General features: G+C 66.7%; 11 protein-coding genes and 1 pseudogene. 4 read left to right on the top strand and 8 right to left on the bottom strand.

The window, feature by feature from the left end; all coding sequences use genetic code 11:
• Positions 1-19: 19 nt before the first annotated feature.
• The 3 genes from ACWIZO_RS12610 to ACWIZO_RS12600 all read right to left on the bottom strand — a co-directional run bounded on the left by ACWIZO_RS12610 (position 20) and on the right by ACWIZO_RS12600 (position 3,447).
• On the bottom strand, positions 20-187 hold the full coding sequence (locus ACWIZO_RS12610) for a hypothetical protein (protein ID WP_448642774.1): 168 nt from the start codon (positions 185-187) through the stop codon (positions 20-22).
• Between the two features lie 1,652 nt (positions 188-1,839).
• Positions 1,840-3,222, bottom strand: coding sequence for a recombinase family protein (locus ACWIZO_RS12605; protein WP_448642773.1), 1,383 nt, complete (start codon positions 3,220-3,222; stop codon positions 1,840-1,842).
• A 12-nt stretch (positions 3,223-3,234) separates the two neighbouring features.
• Positions 3,235-3,447, bottom strand: coding sequence for a hypothetical protein (locus tag ACWIZO_RS12600; protein ID WP_448642772.1), 213 nt, complete (start codon positions 3,445-3,447; stop codon positions 3,235-3,237).
• A 459-nt stretch (positions 3,448-3,906) separates the two neighbouring features.
• Between ACWIZO_RS12600 and ACWIZO_RS12595 the strand changes: the two genes are divergently transcribed.
• The 4 genes from ACWIZO_RS12595 to ACWIZO_RS12580 all read left to right on the top strand — a co-directional run bounded on the left by ACWIZO_RS12595 (position 3,907) and on the right by ACWIZO_RS12580 (position 10,400).
• A complete protein-coding gene (locus ACWIZO_RS12595; RefSeq protein WP_448642947.1) occupies positions 3,907-4,494 on the top strand; it encodes a transposase in 588 nt (195 codons plus the stop codon).
• Between the two features lie 463 nt (positions 4,495-4,957).
• Positions 4,958-5,338: a hypothetical protein gene (locus ACWIZO_RS12590; protein WP_448642771.1), complete on the top strand. Its 381-nt coding sequence runs from the start codon at positions 4,958-4,960 to the stop codon at positions 5,336-5,338.
• A 113-nt stretch (positions 5,339-5,451) separates the two neighbouring features.
• Positions 5,452-6,402: a hypothetical protein gene (locus tag ACWIZO_RS12585; protein WP_448642770.1), complete on the top strand. Its 951-nt coding sequence runs from the start codon at positions 5,452-5,454 to the stop codon at positions 6,400-6,402.
• On the top strand, positions 6,399-10,400 hold the full coding sequence (locus ACWIZO_RS12580; RefSeq protein ID WP_448642769.1) for a KGGVGR-motif variant AAA ATPase: 4,002 nt from the start codon (positions 6,399-6,401) through the stop codon (positions 10,398-10,400). Before ACWIZO_RS12585 ends, ACWIZO_RS12580 begins: the two co-directional genes overlap by 4 nt.
• Positions 10,401-10,951: 551 nt before the next feature.
• Here the strand turns inward: ACWIZO_RS12580 and ACWIZO_RS12575 are convergent.
• The 5 genes and pseudogenes from ACWIZO_RS12575 to ACWIZO_RS12555 all read right to left on the bottom strand — a co-directional run bounded on the left by ACWIZO_RS12575 (position 10,952) and on the right by ACWIZO_RS12555 (position 15,266).
• Entirely contained in the window at positions 10,952-11,407 is a 456-nt protein-coding gene (locus tag ACWIZO_RS12575) for a hypothetical protein (protein WP_448642768.1), read from the bottom strand.
• A 535-nt stretch (positions 11,408-11,942) separates the two neighbouring features.
• Positions 11,943-12,437: a hypothetical protein gene (locus ACWIZO_RS12570; RefSeq protein ID WP_448642767.1), complete on the bottom strand. Its 495-nt coding sequence runs from the start codon at positions 12,435-12,437 to the stop codon at positions 11,943-11,945.
• 370 nt (positions 12,438-12,807) lie between these two features.
• Positions 12,808-13,636, bottom strand: a pseudogene (locus ACWIZO_RS12565) (IS5 family transposase).
• A 113-nt stretch (positions 13,637-13,749) separates the two neighbouring features.
• On the bottom strand, positions 13,750-14,874 hold the full coding sequence (locus tag ACWIZO_RS12560) for a tyrosine-type recombinase/integrase (protein ID WP_448642766.1): 1,125 nt from the start codon (positions 14,872-14,874) through the stop codon (positions 13,750-13,752).
• A gap of 182 nt (positions 14,875-15,056) precedes the next feature.
• Positions 15,057-15,266 carry a helix-turn-helix transcriptional regulator gene (locus tag ACWIZO_RS12555; protein WP_448642765.1) on the bottom strand — a complete coding sequence of 70 codons (210 nt, stop codon included), beginning with the start codon at positions 15,264-15,266 and terminating at the stop codon, positions 15,057-15,059.
• Between the last annotated feature and the right edge of the window lie 168 nt (positions 15,267-15,434).

The following is a 15,434-nucleotide window of genomic DNA, read 5'->3' as shown; positions in this document are numbered from 1 at the left end:
ACCGCACCCTAGCCAGCGGTCACGATTGACCAGCGGTGGCTCGCGAGGCCGTCACCAGGGCGTCGGACCTGACCCAGTTCACGATCAGCACGGCCAGGTGGACGACGTTCTGTGCTTCCTCCTGAGTGGGCGTGCGCCGGCTCCCAGTGGCATGGCGATCCGGGTTCGGCCACATCAGGCGCAGCATCTGCGCCAGCGTCTCGACGTTCGAAGCTCTGTCGCTGTACGTGACCAGTCGAAGGGTGAACTGCTCTGCCTGCTTGCCTAGGTGGCTGGCGATGGTTCCGAGGTTCGCCTTGTGGTTGTTCGGCGTGACGATCGGCCACAGCGCCGCTTCGACTGCCTTGACGGCGTGATCTTACGCATCCGAGGGGTTCGGGTGGCGTCCGTAGGTGGCTGCCCAAGCCGTCCGCAGCTCGTCGGCGACCTCGTCGGCCGGCGCCACGCCCTGCTCGTATGCCGCCTGTTCTTCGTCGCTCACTCGACGGGACGAGCGACTTTCCATCGTCCGCCACGTCCCAGACCGAGCCGCCCAGCCTCAGCGTCGTCTTCAGCGAGCTGACCTGCTTGTCGTTGGCTGCACGCAGGGCCATGTCCGCGGCCGCCGGGCCACAAGTCGAGGCGCGCCCCCACATACCGGAGAGGACAAGATCACGAGCCGACACACCTCATGCACTCAGGGTGCGACATTCCGTCGTGATGAATACTGTCAAGGCGTGGCGAGACAGCCGACTAATCGTCAGCGGGCCCGAAAGCGCGCTCAGGAGCCGCAGCCATCTGCGGCAACCCAGCCGAGTGAAGCCAGCGATGGCGCTGTCTCACCGACCTCGGGGTTGCCTGAGGCCGCTGACCGCCGTGCGTCCGCGACCACCTGCGCCTGGTGTGAAGGACCGGTCTACATAAAGGCCCGCGGGCGAATCCCCAAGTGGTGCTCAGCATCGTGCCGGCAGCGAGCCTGGGAACAGGCGCGCGCCGCGGCGTCCGGCCGCTCGGCCGTACACGTCATCGAGCGTCAGGTGGAGGTCCGTGTCCCCGCAACGCCGACCCGCAGGGCCTGGGCCACCCTGCTCGGCGAGCTCGCCCGCCAACTGGATGATGGTCGCGTCTACGACCGCGACCTACCTGCCCTCGCCCCGGCGCTGCGCAGCGTTCTCGACGCCTACGACAGACGCCGGTACGTCCGGGACAGGAGTCGCGGAGAACACGCTCTGAACCTGCGGTGACCTCACCGAAGCCGGGTCGGCTCTGGGCGAAGGGCGGCCGCTACGGCCAGCTCTGGGAGCGGGCTGCGGGCGACAAGCTTCGGTTGTCCTCCTGTTTTCCTCCTGCCAACCTCCAGTAGGTCAACCCTTGATGTTCCGGGGAGCGTCAGCCGGAGAAGCCAGAACGGCGTCAGCAGCCTTCTGCGACGGAACAGCAGGAAAACAGGAGCTAACTCCCCCATCGTCATCGCCGACAGTCGGGACGGAGCGCGCAGGGGCCGCGCGTCCAGCTCCAACCTCGACCTGCCCAAGCGGTGGCCGTAGAGGGAGACGACGTGGGCGAGGCGCAGTCAGCTCCGGGCGTGGTGACCAGCGGCTCACTCGGACTCCAAGCTGCCTGCCGCTCCCTGGCCGAAGTTCGCCTGGCGGAGCATCTTGAGGGCCACATCCGCCGAGTTGTCGACGCGGCGCCGCCTCTGACCAGCGAACAGCGCGACGAGCTAGCTCTGCTGCTCCGCGGACCCGCGTTTGATCAGCTCACGCCCCCACCGGCATCGCCGTCGATGTAGACCGGGGGTTATTGGCAGCCTGCCCTCGGTCGGGGCACAGGGAAGCCGTCTGCTCCTGTCGTCGCAAGTCACGCCTTCCATTCGATCCGCACCGTGGAGGGATCGAAGGTCCGCACCCCCTGGCGTGTCGGCAGGATGGTCACGACCATGAGCACCTCAACGACGGCTCGCCGTCGGCTCAGGCTCAGGGAGCGCCACGCCGCCTCTACGTCGGCCACGCCGAGAAGGTCGGACAGTAGAGGCGCGTCGTCAACCGCTCGGGCGCGCGCCTCCGCGGTCGCCACCGCAGGACGAAGCCGAGCGGTGATGCGCTCTAGCTGTCGAGCGTCGATCTTCCCGTCCGCGTAGTTATCCGCGGCGTTGTCCAGGCGGGCACGGAGCACCTGCACCTCATCGGCCGCCGCTCGACGAACGTCTGAGGTGTCGGGGGCAAAGAGATCGACGGCGTCCGGTCGGGCCAGCCGAGCGACGACCACCCGGCTCACCAGCTCGTCCACGTCGGCCTTCCGTCGGCTGACGCAGCTTCGGCCTGCGCAGCGGTAGGAGTGGACGGTGCGATTCCATGCGACCCGGACGGGGGTACCGCAGACGCCGCATCGAGCAATCCCCGAGAGGAGATGCTGGGCCGCGGTCCCGGTGCTCGTCTTGCGAGCCGGGTCCCCCAGGACGGCGCGCACCTGCTCGTAGGTCCCCGGGTCGAGAATCGGCTCCCAAGTGCCTTGCCCGACGACCTGGCCGCGGTGGACGCGGAGGCCCGCGTTCCGCTCGCGTAGGACCAGGTGTCGGACCATGCCCTTGTGCCAGGGGCCGCCACGCGGGGACGGCACGCCGCGGGCATTGAGGTTCGCGGTGATGGACCGAAGAGACTCCCCCGCGAGGAGTTGGCCGGCGATGCCCCGGACAACGTCAGCCTCCTCCTTGTGAACGACGTCGCAGCGGGTCTTGTCAGGGGCGTACTCAGCGCGCCAGCCGTACGTCGCTCGGCCGTGGGTCACACCACGGGTCGCGTTCTGCTCCAACTTCGCACGCAGCCTCTCGCCTCGGTGCTCGCTCTCGTATCGGGCGACGCCGCCCAACTGGCGGGCGAAGAACCGCCCGGTCGCGGTGCTCAGATCCCACTGGCCAGCCGTGACGGTCTGGACCCCGACCCCGCCCTTCTCTACCGCGACGATGAACTCCTCCAGCTCCAACGGGGACCGGTGCAGTCGGTCAGGGTGCCAGGCCAGGACGACGTCCACGGCCCCAGCGCTCACGTCCGCTAGCAACTGCTCATATCCGGGCCGGCGCTTTCCTGAGAAGGCAGACACGTCGTTGTCGACGTGGACACGGACGATGTCCCAACCGCGAGCCGCCGCTAGGTCGCGGCACTCCTGTCGCTGACGGTCAACTCCCAGGCCGGTGTCCCGAGGGTCGCTAGAGATCCGGCAGTAAATGGCCGCTCGGCTCGACACTGAGATAGTATGTCACAGCGAACAGACCACGAGCGTCGTCTTCCCGGCCTGGGTGCCGCCGGAGACGAGCACGTTGAGGCCGGAGGCGACGGCGGCCTCGAGGAACCGCGCGGCCTGCACGGTCAGCGTCCCGGTGGTCACCAGCTCGTCGAGGCTGTGCGCCTGCAGCACGAACTTGCGGATGTTGACCGCCATGTGCCGGCGGGTGATGTCGGGGATGACCACGCCAGGCTCTGTTTCAGCAGCTCAGATGGCCGGTCCCCACCGTCAGTCCGCACGGAGTCCGCAGTTCCGCGACCTAGACGAGTAAGTCCTAACGGCGGGGAGGGTCGAAGGGCGCGCTGTAGACGCGGGCGGAGGGTGTTCAGGCTCGGGTTGTGACGACCGACCTCAACACCCTCCTGACCGCACTCTACGTCCGCATCGACGACTATCTGGCCCGCCGCGTGCGCGCCGGACGCCCACCACGGCTGACCGACGCCGAGCTGCTCACCCTGGCCGTGGCCCAGGTCCTGCTCGGCGTGCGGTCCGAGGCGCGCTGGCTGCGCCTGGTACCCCAGGCACTGCCCGGCGCCTTTCCCTACCTGCCCGGCCAGTCCGGCTACAACAAGCGGCTGCGCGCGGCGGCGCCGCTGCTCAAGCGGCTGATCCGGGTGCTGGCCGCCGACACCGACCTGTGGGCCGATCCGGTCTGGCTGGTCGACTCCACCCCCGTGGAGTGCGCCCGCTCCCGGCCCACCGTGCGCCGCTCGGACCTGGCCGGCAACGCCGGCTACAGCTACTGCCCGTCGCACTCGCGCTGGTTGTGGGGGCTGCGGGCTGCACCCGGTCTGCACGCCGGCCGGGCTGCCGATCACCTGGGCGCTGGCCGATCCCAAGCTCGACGAACGTCAGGTGCTCATGTACGTGCTCGAAGCCGACGCCGACCTGCTCGCCGAGCGCCTGGGCCTGCTGCTGATCGCCGACAAGGGCTACGTCTCCGCCGAGCTGGACGAGTATCTGCACGCCCGCGGCGCCGAGCTGCTGCGCCCCTCCTACCGCAACCGCACGCCCCGCCCCGGTCAGGCGCTGCTGGCCCCGATCCGGCAGCTGATCGAGTCGGTCCATGACACCCTCAAAGGCCAGTTGGACCTGGAACTGCACGGCGGGCGCACCCTGGCCGGGGTCACCACCCGCATCGCCCAACGGCTCCTGGCGCTCACCGCGGCCATCTGGCACAACCGGGCCACCGGCCAGCCGATCACCCGATCCCTGATCGCCTACGACCACTGATCCACTTCGGACTTACTCGTCTAGGCCCGGGCTTGAGGGCCGCCGAACAAGTGAGTAGCGGCCGGCATCCCCCGGTGCCCGGCGGTGACGTCGACGCGGTCGGAGGTGACTGCCGTCTGCAGGCGCATCAGCGCCCGAGAGGTGTCCACCGCATCCCCGGAGATGTCCGCCGTCCAACTCGCCCGCCTCTCGCCTACCCTGGATGTTGCGACAAGCCGTGGGATCCGCCCGCCGTTAGGGGGTAGACATCGTCCGCGTTTGACAGCGAACTGCCCATCGTCGGCGCGGAGGGCAGTGACCCCCAAACCGACGTTGCAGTACGACTAGCGCCGCCTGCCGGTTGCAACTTCGGCGCGACCTTGAGGGCGCACGAGAGGGTGGCATCCGGGATGAAGACATCAAGCCTCGGGATACCTCGGGCCGTCGTTCTACTGTTCCTGCACGACTGCATGGGGGAAGCAAAGTGACGTTTCACCGGCAGAATCGGCGGCTTCGACGCGACGCCTACGACGTTGCCAGAAACCTGCTGTTGACGAAGAACGGCAGCCGGAAAGAATCTGCCCATGCCCGGCGTACCTTGCGCGAGGACCTACTTGGCCAGGTCGTGCTGGATGACACCACCCGGGTCGAAGTCTCGGAGGACTTCAAAAGGGCAGCCTTGGAGGCGCAGAAGCCGAACGCCCCGCAGGACGAGGTGGTCCGATGGCTCGACCGTGTCCAAGCCCGGCTGACTTCGCCGGGAGGGACGACGGGTGCCATAGTCGGCCTGGGCGAGGACCGTGTCGCAGCTTATTACATAGACCGGCAATCACCTATGACGCACAAGCTCCCCGTTCCTCGATGACGAATCCGTCGACACCAACACCGGCACCCTCGGCTGCAGCGTGGTCCCATTTGAGCACGAGGCTCACTGCCTTGCGTAAAGCGGTCCATCCCAGTCTGCGATCGTCCGTCGACGTGGTTCTTGCGGCGGCTGGGGCGGAGCCTAAGGTCACCCCCCTGGAAGCCTTTGACCTCCTCGAAGCGGCACTCCGCTCCATATCGACACAGATTGAGCGGGGGGTTTCACTCGGCGACATCAAGGAGGACGTCGAGACAGGAAGTCCCCAGTATTATCAACAGGGCTGGTCCGCGAACACTGTCCAGAATGCCAAGACCATTCTCAACGTGGCTCTCGGGGAGGCAAGAAAGGAGCCCGAGGTCCAGGCCCTTCGCATGCCAATCGTTCTAGCCGTGATGACCGCAACAGACGTCGAGGCCCTAATTCAAGGGTCCGTCTTCGACGACCGTCTTGCTACGCTACGAAGCGACTACGAGCGCCTACGGGGCCTGCTCGAGGACCTAGAGGTCTCGGACTGGACCGAGCGTTACGGCCAGGCGGCCGAGGACTGGCGGCCGTTCGGTCTCGGGACGGACTCTGTGGCACAGCTCGTAAGTAGAACCATCGGGGCGGCGAACCAGCGATGGGGCTACACGCCCCCATTAAGCCCTAGCTTCTTCGACGTCCGTCGGCTCGTAGCGGACCGCCAGCAACTGCAGGACGTACGAGAGCGGGGATGCCTTGTCGTGGTGGACCTCCTCTCAATGTGCCACCCGGCGGTGCAGCGTGGCTTTCAGCTGGCCATGTTGGACGCCTACCCCCGGAGCGCCGTCGTCGCCATAGCTCCAGCACACCAGGCGCTGGAACCTGCCAAAGCGGTCAACGTCATGCTTGAGCTCCCACTGTCCGACCTAGAGTTTGGGCAACGGCTCAGAGACATTTTCGATGAGTGGTTTACGGAGACAACGGATTTGCTGCCCTTAGAGAAGTGGATCGCCCAGCGGGTGGTGGCGCTAGCCGACAGAACCAGCCAGCAGTCGTCGCCTTTGAACAGAGCGCTGTTCGGTTCCTCCGGCGGCAGCCCGTGATTTACACCTTTTACTCGTTCAAAGGCGGCGTGGGCCGATCGATGGCTCTCGCGAACGTCGCACAGATTCTCGCCCACCGCGGGTTGCACGTCCTGATGGTGGACTTCGACTTGGAAGCACCGGGGCTTGAGCGCTTCTTCGACCGGCCGGATTCAGTCACGCTGGTTGAGGAGGTCAAGAGCCGGCGCGGAGTGATCGACCTCTTGCTTTCCTATCGCCGGCTGCGCACGCTGAGCAGCCGGCTTGGGTCGGTATCCGAGACAGACGACGACAAGGGGTTTCCCTACCCGACGGAGCCCGTTTCCAACTTCCTCGTTCCGCTCGCGATTGACGCCGAAAGCTCCGGCCGGATCGATTTAATCCCTGCCGGACGGCGCGCCGGGGACGACTACGAGGAGTACGCCAAGCACGTCCGGGCTTTCGATTGGCAGGACTTTTATTTGCACTGGAGCGGCCAGGCGTTCTTCGACTGGTTCCGGGACGAGTGCCAGACGCTCGCCGACGTCGTCCTCGTCGACTCCCGGACCGGCTTGACGGAGATGAGCGGCGTCTGCACGTTTCAGCTCGCCGACGTTGTCGTCATGCTTGTGGCACCCAATCGCCAGAATCTCGAGGGCTGCAATCTCGTCGCGCAGAGCCTGGAGTCACCCGATCTAGTACGTCTGGCCCGCGCCGGAAGGCACCTACGCGTGCTGCCTGTTCCTAGCAGGATCGATCAGACGGAGAGCCCATCCGTCGAGTCCTTCGCCCACGACTTCGAGCGTAACCTGGCCCGATACGCGCCAAGCGAGCTGTCGTTCGAGAACTCGTTGTTTATTGACCTCAAGCTGCCCTACGTTCCAAGGTACTCGTTCACCGAGTCCCTGGCCGTTCTTGAGCCGGACCAACCAGTGGCTGCTGATCTCATCGCCGCCTACGGTCGGCTCACGGCCGCACTGGTCGACCTGGCCGCACCGCAAGAGGTCCTGTACCTCACCTACCATGGCGCGCGGCCGGAACCCCCCGCCCAGGCAGTGGCCGGGGAATTGTTTTCACCTAGGCCCTGGCTGCTTGATGAGGTTAATCGTTGGTTTGCGAGCGAGCGGAGCTCTGCGCTGCTTCTGACGGGAGAACCAGGCTGCGGCAAGACGGCGTTTGTTCGGTGGTTGACGAGAACACCTTCGTTGTCGGACGACGGGACGGCCGACGGCCGAGATCTGATCGTCAGCGCGGGCGAGGACCAGACCGTGCGGATGTGGGATGCCGCGACGGGGCTGCCGCTGGGCTCGCCGCTGACCGGCCACGCCGGCCCGGTGACTGCCGTGGCGATCGGCCAGGTCGCCGGCCGGGGCGTCATCGTCTCCGGCAGCTGGGACGGGACCGTTCGGGTCTGGGACCCAGTCACCCGTCAGCCGGTCGGCGAGCCGGTGAGTGGGCACGCCGGCGGGGTGACTGCCGTGGCGATCGGCCGGGTCGCCGGCCGGGGCGTCATCGTCTCCGGCAGCTGGGACGGGACCGTTCGGGTCTGGGACCCAGTCACCCGTCAGCCGGTCGGCGAGCCGGTGAGTGGGCACGCCGGCGGGGTGACTGCCGTGGCGATCGGCCGGGTCGCCGACCGAGACGTCATCGTCTCCGGCAGCTCGGACCAGACCGTGCGGATGTGGGATGCCGCGACGGGGCTGCCGCTGGGCTCGCCGCTGACCGGCCACGCCGGCGGGGTGACTGCCGTGGCGATCGGCCGGGTCGCCGACCGGGACGTCATCGTCTCCGGCAGCTCGGACCAGACCGTGCGGATGTGGGATGCCGCGACGGGGCTGCCGCTGGGCTCGCCGCTGACCGGCCACGCCGACGGGGTGACTGCCGTGGCGATCGGCCAGGTCGCCGGCCGGGGCGTCATCGTCTCCGGCAGCTGGGACGGGACCGTTCGGGTCTGGGACGCCGCTACCGGTCAACTGGCCGGCCAGCCGCTGAGCGACCACAACCGTAAGGTGAACGTAGTGGCGATTGGCCGGGTCGCCGAGCGGGACGTCATCGTCTCCGGCAACTCGGACAACACGGTGCAAATCTGGGATGCCATTACCGGCCAAGGGGTCGGCGCGCAACTGACCGGTCACACCAGTGGGGTGACCGCGGTGGCGGTGGGCCGGACGGGCGACGGGGACGTCCGAGGACGAATCCTTTACTTGCACGAGTGCCATCTGCACGACCCCACTACCCTCGACCCAGCTCGTCTTGTCGAGCATCTCGCGGCGGCCTTGGTGCAATCAGTACCCGGCTATGCGTCCTCAGTCCTTGGGAGTCGGATTCACAGCGTAAGCGTAAGACTGCGTCAAGCGATCAGCGCCACCGCGCCGAACTTGACCACCGGGGAACTTGAGCTCGTCATTCCCCCTGAAATCGACGCGCGCGTGGCGTACGACGAGGTCGTCCGCCGCCCGCTGCTGAACCTACGCTCCTCGGGCCAATTGGGCGTCGTCGTGATCGACGGCCTAGACGTCGACGACCCGAGCAAAGGGCCAGGGACACTGACCAACTTCGTGGCGCATGTGACGTCGCCGGGCTCGCCTACACCGCTGAGATGGCTAGTTACATCAAGACCCACGCTAGCCGTGAGGGAGTTGCCCGGCGCGAGGCTGGACATCACAGAGCGGGTGGAAAGCCGTGCGGACGTCTACGCATACGCGCGGGAGCGCCTCCTCAGTAGAAGTCTGCCAACGAACGAGGTGGCGGAACAGGCCTCCGCCCTGTCGGAAGCTAGCGAAGGGAACTTCCTATTCGCGCGGCTAGCGCTCGATCAGTACGAGGTCTCTTCCACTCCCCTCAACGATGCAATCCAGACTTCGTTCCGAGACGTCGGCATCGAACTGCTTACGGAAAGATTGCGCGACACATCCAAGGAAGAGCGTGATCAGGACCGACTACTCTTAGGACTCTTGGCCGTCAGCGGTACGCCCATGACCCGCCGTCAGCTCCGGGCGATAACGCATTGGAAATCTCCGCAGGTGGATCGCATTCTCAACCGCTGGTCGGCGTTGTTGCAGAAAGAGGACCCCGGCGGCACGTATAGATTCTTCCACTCTTTCTTAAGGACTGTCGTCCTCAGCACGCCCTCGTTGCGAATTCCCGTTGCGATGGCGCACGCTATGCTCGCGGAGTACTTCGCTCGGGAAAACCAGGGTCGGTGGGGCACGGCCGAGGACTACGCGCTATCCGAGGCTGTAACGCACGCGCTCCTTGCGTTGGACGATCAGGATCACCTCGACGACCCGGACCATGTCGTGGACATCCTTGTCGGGATGCTTACGGACTCGACGTACCTCGTATCGCGGGTTGAGCGGCTAGGACTCAATAGCGTGGTTGCCGACTTCAACCACGGCCTACGTTTGCTCGCACAAGGTCTGCGCTCTCCTGCAGTACGCGACGAGCTGAAGAGGCTTATCCAGGTCGGCGGTGCAGACCTTGCAAGCCATCCGGTTCTGGCAGGGACCGGCCCCGACAGTGAGGTGGATTGGGCCGTCCGCGACCTAGGCCGACATCTCGTCGTGACTCTGGCGAAAGCGTTCGCCGACGCCTACGAGACGGTACGACGACAGACCGGCCCAAGTAGGGCTCGTACGGCCGAGATGGCGGCCGTAGTGCGCGAATTCAGCGCCATCGCGAGCCACCTTTCGAGTTTCGACCTCTCCATACATGAATTGCTAGACGGGTCTGACGGGATGAGGGTAATGGCCCTAGCCTTGCTGCAAATCCAACCGGACCCCTCCGCAGTCGGACTCTTGGTCGAGGGAATCTCGAGCTCGCGCAGCGCCTTCGAGCAGTATCAGGCTCTCTTAGCAGCAGACCGCGTCCTGCCTCTGCTCGATGCTTCGGCGCGACGCGATCTACGCCAGTCCCTTACCCAAGAGGCGAGCGACTCCCGCCGTCTGGGCGTCACTTCCGACCCGTCCCGAGGGCCACAAATTGCCGATCTTTTGAAGAGGCTTGAGAGCGAAGGCCGTCCCGTAAATGGCGATACTTGAGGACAATCGGCTAGCAGACGCAGTCACAGCGTAACGACTGCGCCCTCAGTCCGGTTCGGCGCTCGGCTTACGATGTGTGATGCGACTGTCGTGGTGCGCCATTGCCGGAGGGCGAAGACCATTTTTCTTGATTCCTGCCCCATCGCTCGGCCTTGCGTTCCCTATAGTTGCCGACCCTGGCACCTAGTATGGTCGTCTGCCCTAATCGTCACCTGGTTCTCGCATCCGACGAGGTAGGTCGGTGGCGTGTCGCTATCCAAGGTTAGCAGTGGGGGGCCGCCGAGTGGGCACGTTTGCGCCCTACGCTGAGGGCTTCCCGCAAGGGCGTACGGTTTCTGACTAGGCTTGGTAGGGCTAAGAAACCGCTTCGCGCTGGTAACGACCTGCGGACTCCAATCTGGCTTGTTCCATGCCGCTGTGAAACGTTGATTCAGACGCCGAAGCCCTCAGCGTTTGATCCGCGATCCGATTGACCGCTCGCGATCAGTGGGGCATTCGCCCAATGCAGTGAGCAGGGAGCGTGGGTCTAGTATCCGAGTGGTGTGAACCCCTTAAAAGAATCCGCCGGCCCAAGCGGCTATCGAACCGATGGTGCTGGCCAGTCCCATGGCAGCGGCAGCAGCCCCTCCGAGAGACTCGAGCCTTGCTCGAACCCTTTCAAGTCGGGTCACTACGTTCTCCCGGCTGGGCGCGGGACTATTGGCCTCCTCTGCGGCTTGCTGAAGTTCCTTTGTGAGCCCCTGGCGGGTTGTTTCATCCACGTCGGGCAGGTCGGCAAGTTCCCGCTTAACTTCTTCTAGGGCACGCAAGAAATCGCCCTTGGAGCCATCCTTGGAAAGAATGAGGTTTCCAGCGACGTTGTAGACGTCCCCGCGCACCTGCCAGCCCTGCTGGTTGAAGGTCATGTCCTGCCGTCCCCCCACTGAGCGCGCGTTGACCGCACGATGGCCCATCGTCCTCCTAAGGTCAAACGACAGGCCAGTGGTTGCCGCGTGGGTGTTGCTCATGGTTGGTGATGCTGTGCGATCCGCACCAAGTCTCGTGTCGGCCGGACACTTGCGCGATACGGCTCCGACCGATCGCCTCGCTATGGCGTGTCCTGCGGATCACCTGGCTGGTCGGCGAGGGTGCTGCTGTCGCGGTGAGATGACCACGCGGCGTGGGAGCGAATCGAGGCGCTGCTGTCGGCAACCGATGTCCGTGGCGGACGGTGGCGGGGTCACCGGCAGGTGACCAACGCAATCCTGTCGGCAGGCCCGCCCTGGGGCGCCCTGCGTCAGCCGCGACCGACAGCCGCAGTCGGTGACGTGCCGCGGTCTCCGTCGCGAGAGCGAGAGGGTCGGTGGAGGGGGTGTCCATGGTCGGCGCCTTGGGCCGTCGGTTGCTGGACGGCGGAGGAGGTGCGGGTCAAGGTGAGGCCGGCAATCGGATGTCCCTGCACCGGGCGTGCCCACCCCATGCGAGAGGGACCTGGTGCCAGAGGGAGCGCCCCCGGGCGCGGCAAGACCGCACCCGGGGCGCTCCTCTGTAGGACCGCGGCCGTCAGCCGAGCAGGCGCTTCACAATCTCCGGCGGTACGGAGAAGCCCGTGGTAGGCCGGTACCCCTTGCCGTTGGGGTCGTACTGCGTCTCGAGCAGCTCGGCGGCATCCTCGGGCAGCTTGCCGCTGTCCCGCATGGACTGCACGACCCTGTTGCTTGGCCGGCTGAAGCCCCGCAGGCTCCGTCCGGCGGGGTAGCTGCCGAGCTCGTAGACCTCGCTGCGGCTAACGAAGCCACCGTTCTCAGCGGCGCGCCGGATGGCCCTGACCTGGACGCCAGCACCGCTCGCGCTCAACGCGGTGAGTGCCTCGTCGACGAGCTCCTTCGTCCAGCCGGTGGACTCCACCTCCGCCGGCAGCGGCTGGGCCACCTCGGCTTGCAGTTCGCGGGCCATGACCAGCAGCCGCTGACGGAAGTGCTCGGGCCACTCCGTGACGTCCACCGTGATCTGAACGGCGGGCGACGGCATCGCGGCCGCCACGTTCGTGTCGCTCATGGGATAGTTCCTCTCGTGTGGAGGCCCCGGGGTGGCGTTGGTTGGCGCCTGGTCCATCCCGGGCCCTGCATCTGTACAACCGTATCAGCGGTACAGATGCAACTGTACAGACACGGCTTGAACATCCGCCAGTAGGCGGGCCACGGTCGCTCCGTCGAGTGATCTCGTGACGCCCACCTCCGGTCCGCCGCGGCGCCGTCGAACCGCTGGCACGCCGTCGTCTCGCTGGGGTGGGCACTGCAGGGATGCAGCTATCTGCCGATACCCGGGGTCTGCTGCGGACCGTGGGGCACCGCTCCGAGGTCTGGGCCATGACCGCCCCAGCCGATGCCGTGAGTCCGCCCGCTCGGTGGGCTAAGAAGTCATTGCATTAGTCGCTCGGGAGCCGGCGAGCGCAGATGAGAATGACGGCCAGCCGGGCCAGCGCGGTGATGGTGACGGTGGTGCGGTCGTAGCGCAGCGCCAGGCGTTTGTAGGACAACAGCCAGCCCAAGGTGCGCTCGACCACCCAGCGATGCCGGCCCAGGCGCTGGCTGGAGTCCCTTCCGATCCGGGCAATCCGGGCGGTGATCCCGCGGCGGCGCAGGTAACGGCGGACCCGCGGGATGTCATAGCCCTTGTCCCCGTGCAGCTTGACCGGTCGCCGACGGGGATGGCCGCGGCCACCGATCCGGATGGCCGGCATCGAGTCCAGGATCGGTGCGACGAACAGGCTGTCGTGCCGGTTGGCCGCCGAGACCAACACGTTGAGCGGCAGCCCGGTGGCGTCGACGAGCAGGTGGTACTTGCTGCCGGCCTTGCCGCGGTCGGTCGGGTTCGGGCCGGTCAGCGCACCCCCTTTTTCGCCCGGACGCTGACCGAGTCCAGGCTGGCCCTCGACCAGTCCAGCTTGCCCTGCTCCCCGAGGCGGTCGAGCACGGTCTGGTGGACGCGGTCGAAGACGCCGGCCTCGGCCCACTCGTGCAGCCGGCGCCAGCAGGTCCAGCCCGACCCGTAGCCCAGCTCGGTGGGCAGCTTGGTCCAGCCGATGCCGGTGGCCAGGACGAAGGCGATGCCTTGAGCACGTTCCGGTCGGAGACCCGCGGGCGGCCGGTGCGCCCGTGCACCGCTGGCCTCTGCGGCGGGATCAACGGCTCGAACAGCTCCCACAGCTCATCGCTGATCAGCCGGGGCGGCGGGGAAGACGCCGGCGAAGACATGCTCGACAAGCTGCGCCGAGCCGTCCGAACGGAACAGAGCCGGACTACCTATTTCTGCAACGTCTTCTAAGTGGAGGGGGCGTAGTCGGCCGTCAGTCACCGCTTTCACTCTGTCAAGGTCGATTCGCAGACGGCAAGCGGGTTGATTTGGACCCGGAGGCGCTCGCCGAAGAGGCGTTGAATGCCGTGTCGACCGCCGCGCGGGTTCGAGTGTCCGCGTCCGGCCACAGGTGACTGTAGGTCCGCAGCGTCTCGGTCACGTCGGCGTGACCCAGCACCTGCGCCACCGTCTTGACCGACTCCCCGTACCGGATGAGCGCCGACGCAGTGAAGTGCCGAAGGTCGTGGAATCGGGCTGCTGGCAGGCCGGCCCGTTTGCGCAGCGGCTGCCAGACGGAGTTATTAAAGGTGTTCGGCCACACCGGTCCGCCGGTGCGTGAGCGAAAGATCAGGTCGTCTGAAGCGGCTGGGAACGCTGCTAGGTGCTCGGCGAGAGCTGCGGCAACAATGTCGGCCAGCGGAATCGTCCGGAGACTCCCCCGCGTCTTAGGCGGTGCAAGCTTTGGCGGTGCACCGGGAACGAGGGTGAGCTGCTCGACAACGTCCAACTCCCGCTCAAGGAACCGCACCCGGTTGACCTTGAGCCCCAACGCCTCCCCGAGCCGCAACCCACAGCCGGCTCCCAGGACGACAAGGGCTCGATACCGGTCCGGTGCCGCCCCAACGAGTGCCTCGACCTGTTCGACCGTCAGCGGCACGACCTTCTCCCGGTGCGGTCGTGCAGGCACGGTGTCACGGCACGGGGACTTGGCGAGGAACCCGTCCTCGACCGCGTCGGCGAAGATTCCAGCCAGCAGCGCCATCATCTGGCGACTGGTCGTCGGCGACAGCTTCGCCTCGATCCCGCGCCGGAAGGCGAGCACCTGGGTTCGGGTGACCGCCGACAGTCGCTTGTCGCCGAAGGCGGGCAGCAGGTGATTGCGGAGGTAGGAGTCGTAGGCCCGGCGTGAGGAGTCCCGCAGCGGCTGCGCCGGGAGCCACGCCTCGACATAGGAACGGAAGGTGCTCCGGCCTCTCTTTGGGTCGACCCAGTCACCGCGCACCAGCGCCGCGGTCTGCTCATCGAGCCACCGCTGGGCGTCGACCTTTCGCTTGAAGTGCCGGGCGTGCTCTTTGCCGTTCTCGTCGCGGTACCGGGGCCGGTAGGTGCCGTCTGGCCTCTTCGCGATCGACGCCACCGCTGTCCTCCTCCGCCTCCCGTGAGCCGGATCCCCGGCCGTCGCAGTGTGGGCTCTGGTACTGACCTGAACGCTGTCACCTCGCGCGCCCACAGTGGTGTCCGGCTTCCGCGCCATCTCCGGTGGAGCCGGCCAGACCTCCGGTCGACTGTCAGCCGGCTTCACCCCTCGGTCACCGGTGGTCAGCCGCCGTCCGCGTGCTGGCGGTCGATCCAGGCGTGCAGGTCCTCGCGGCGGTAGACGACGCGGCGGCCGAGCCGGAAGCTGTGCGGGCCGGTGCCCAGGTGCCGCCAGTACCGCAGGGTGGCGATCGGGGCGCGCAGCAGCTGGGCGGCTTCGGCGATGGTGAGCAGCTCGGCGGGGTGATCGGAGTCGGGGGTGTGGTCGGTCATGACTTGTCTCCGGAGGCTCGACGGGCCTGGGCGGCTGCCCAGCCCTAGAAGGCGCCGTTTCGTGGCCGTTGCTGACAGCCCACAGCCAACTTCTTCAGTTGAGCTCCTGTTCTCCTCCTGTTGCGCCCCCAGGGTGCCGCCGGGGCCGGAAGTGGAAGCGCTCGAAGC

It is taken from the genome of Geodermatophilus sp. URMC 63 (assembly GCF_053502565.1).
This window is presented reverse-complemented; position numbering and strand designations above follow the sequence as displayed.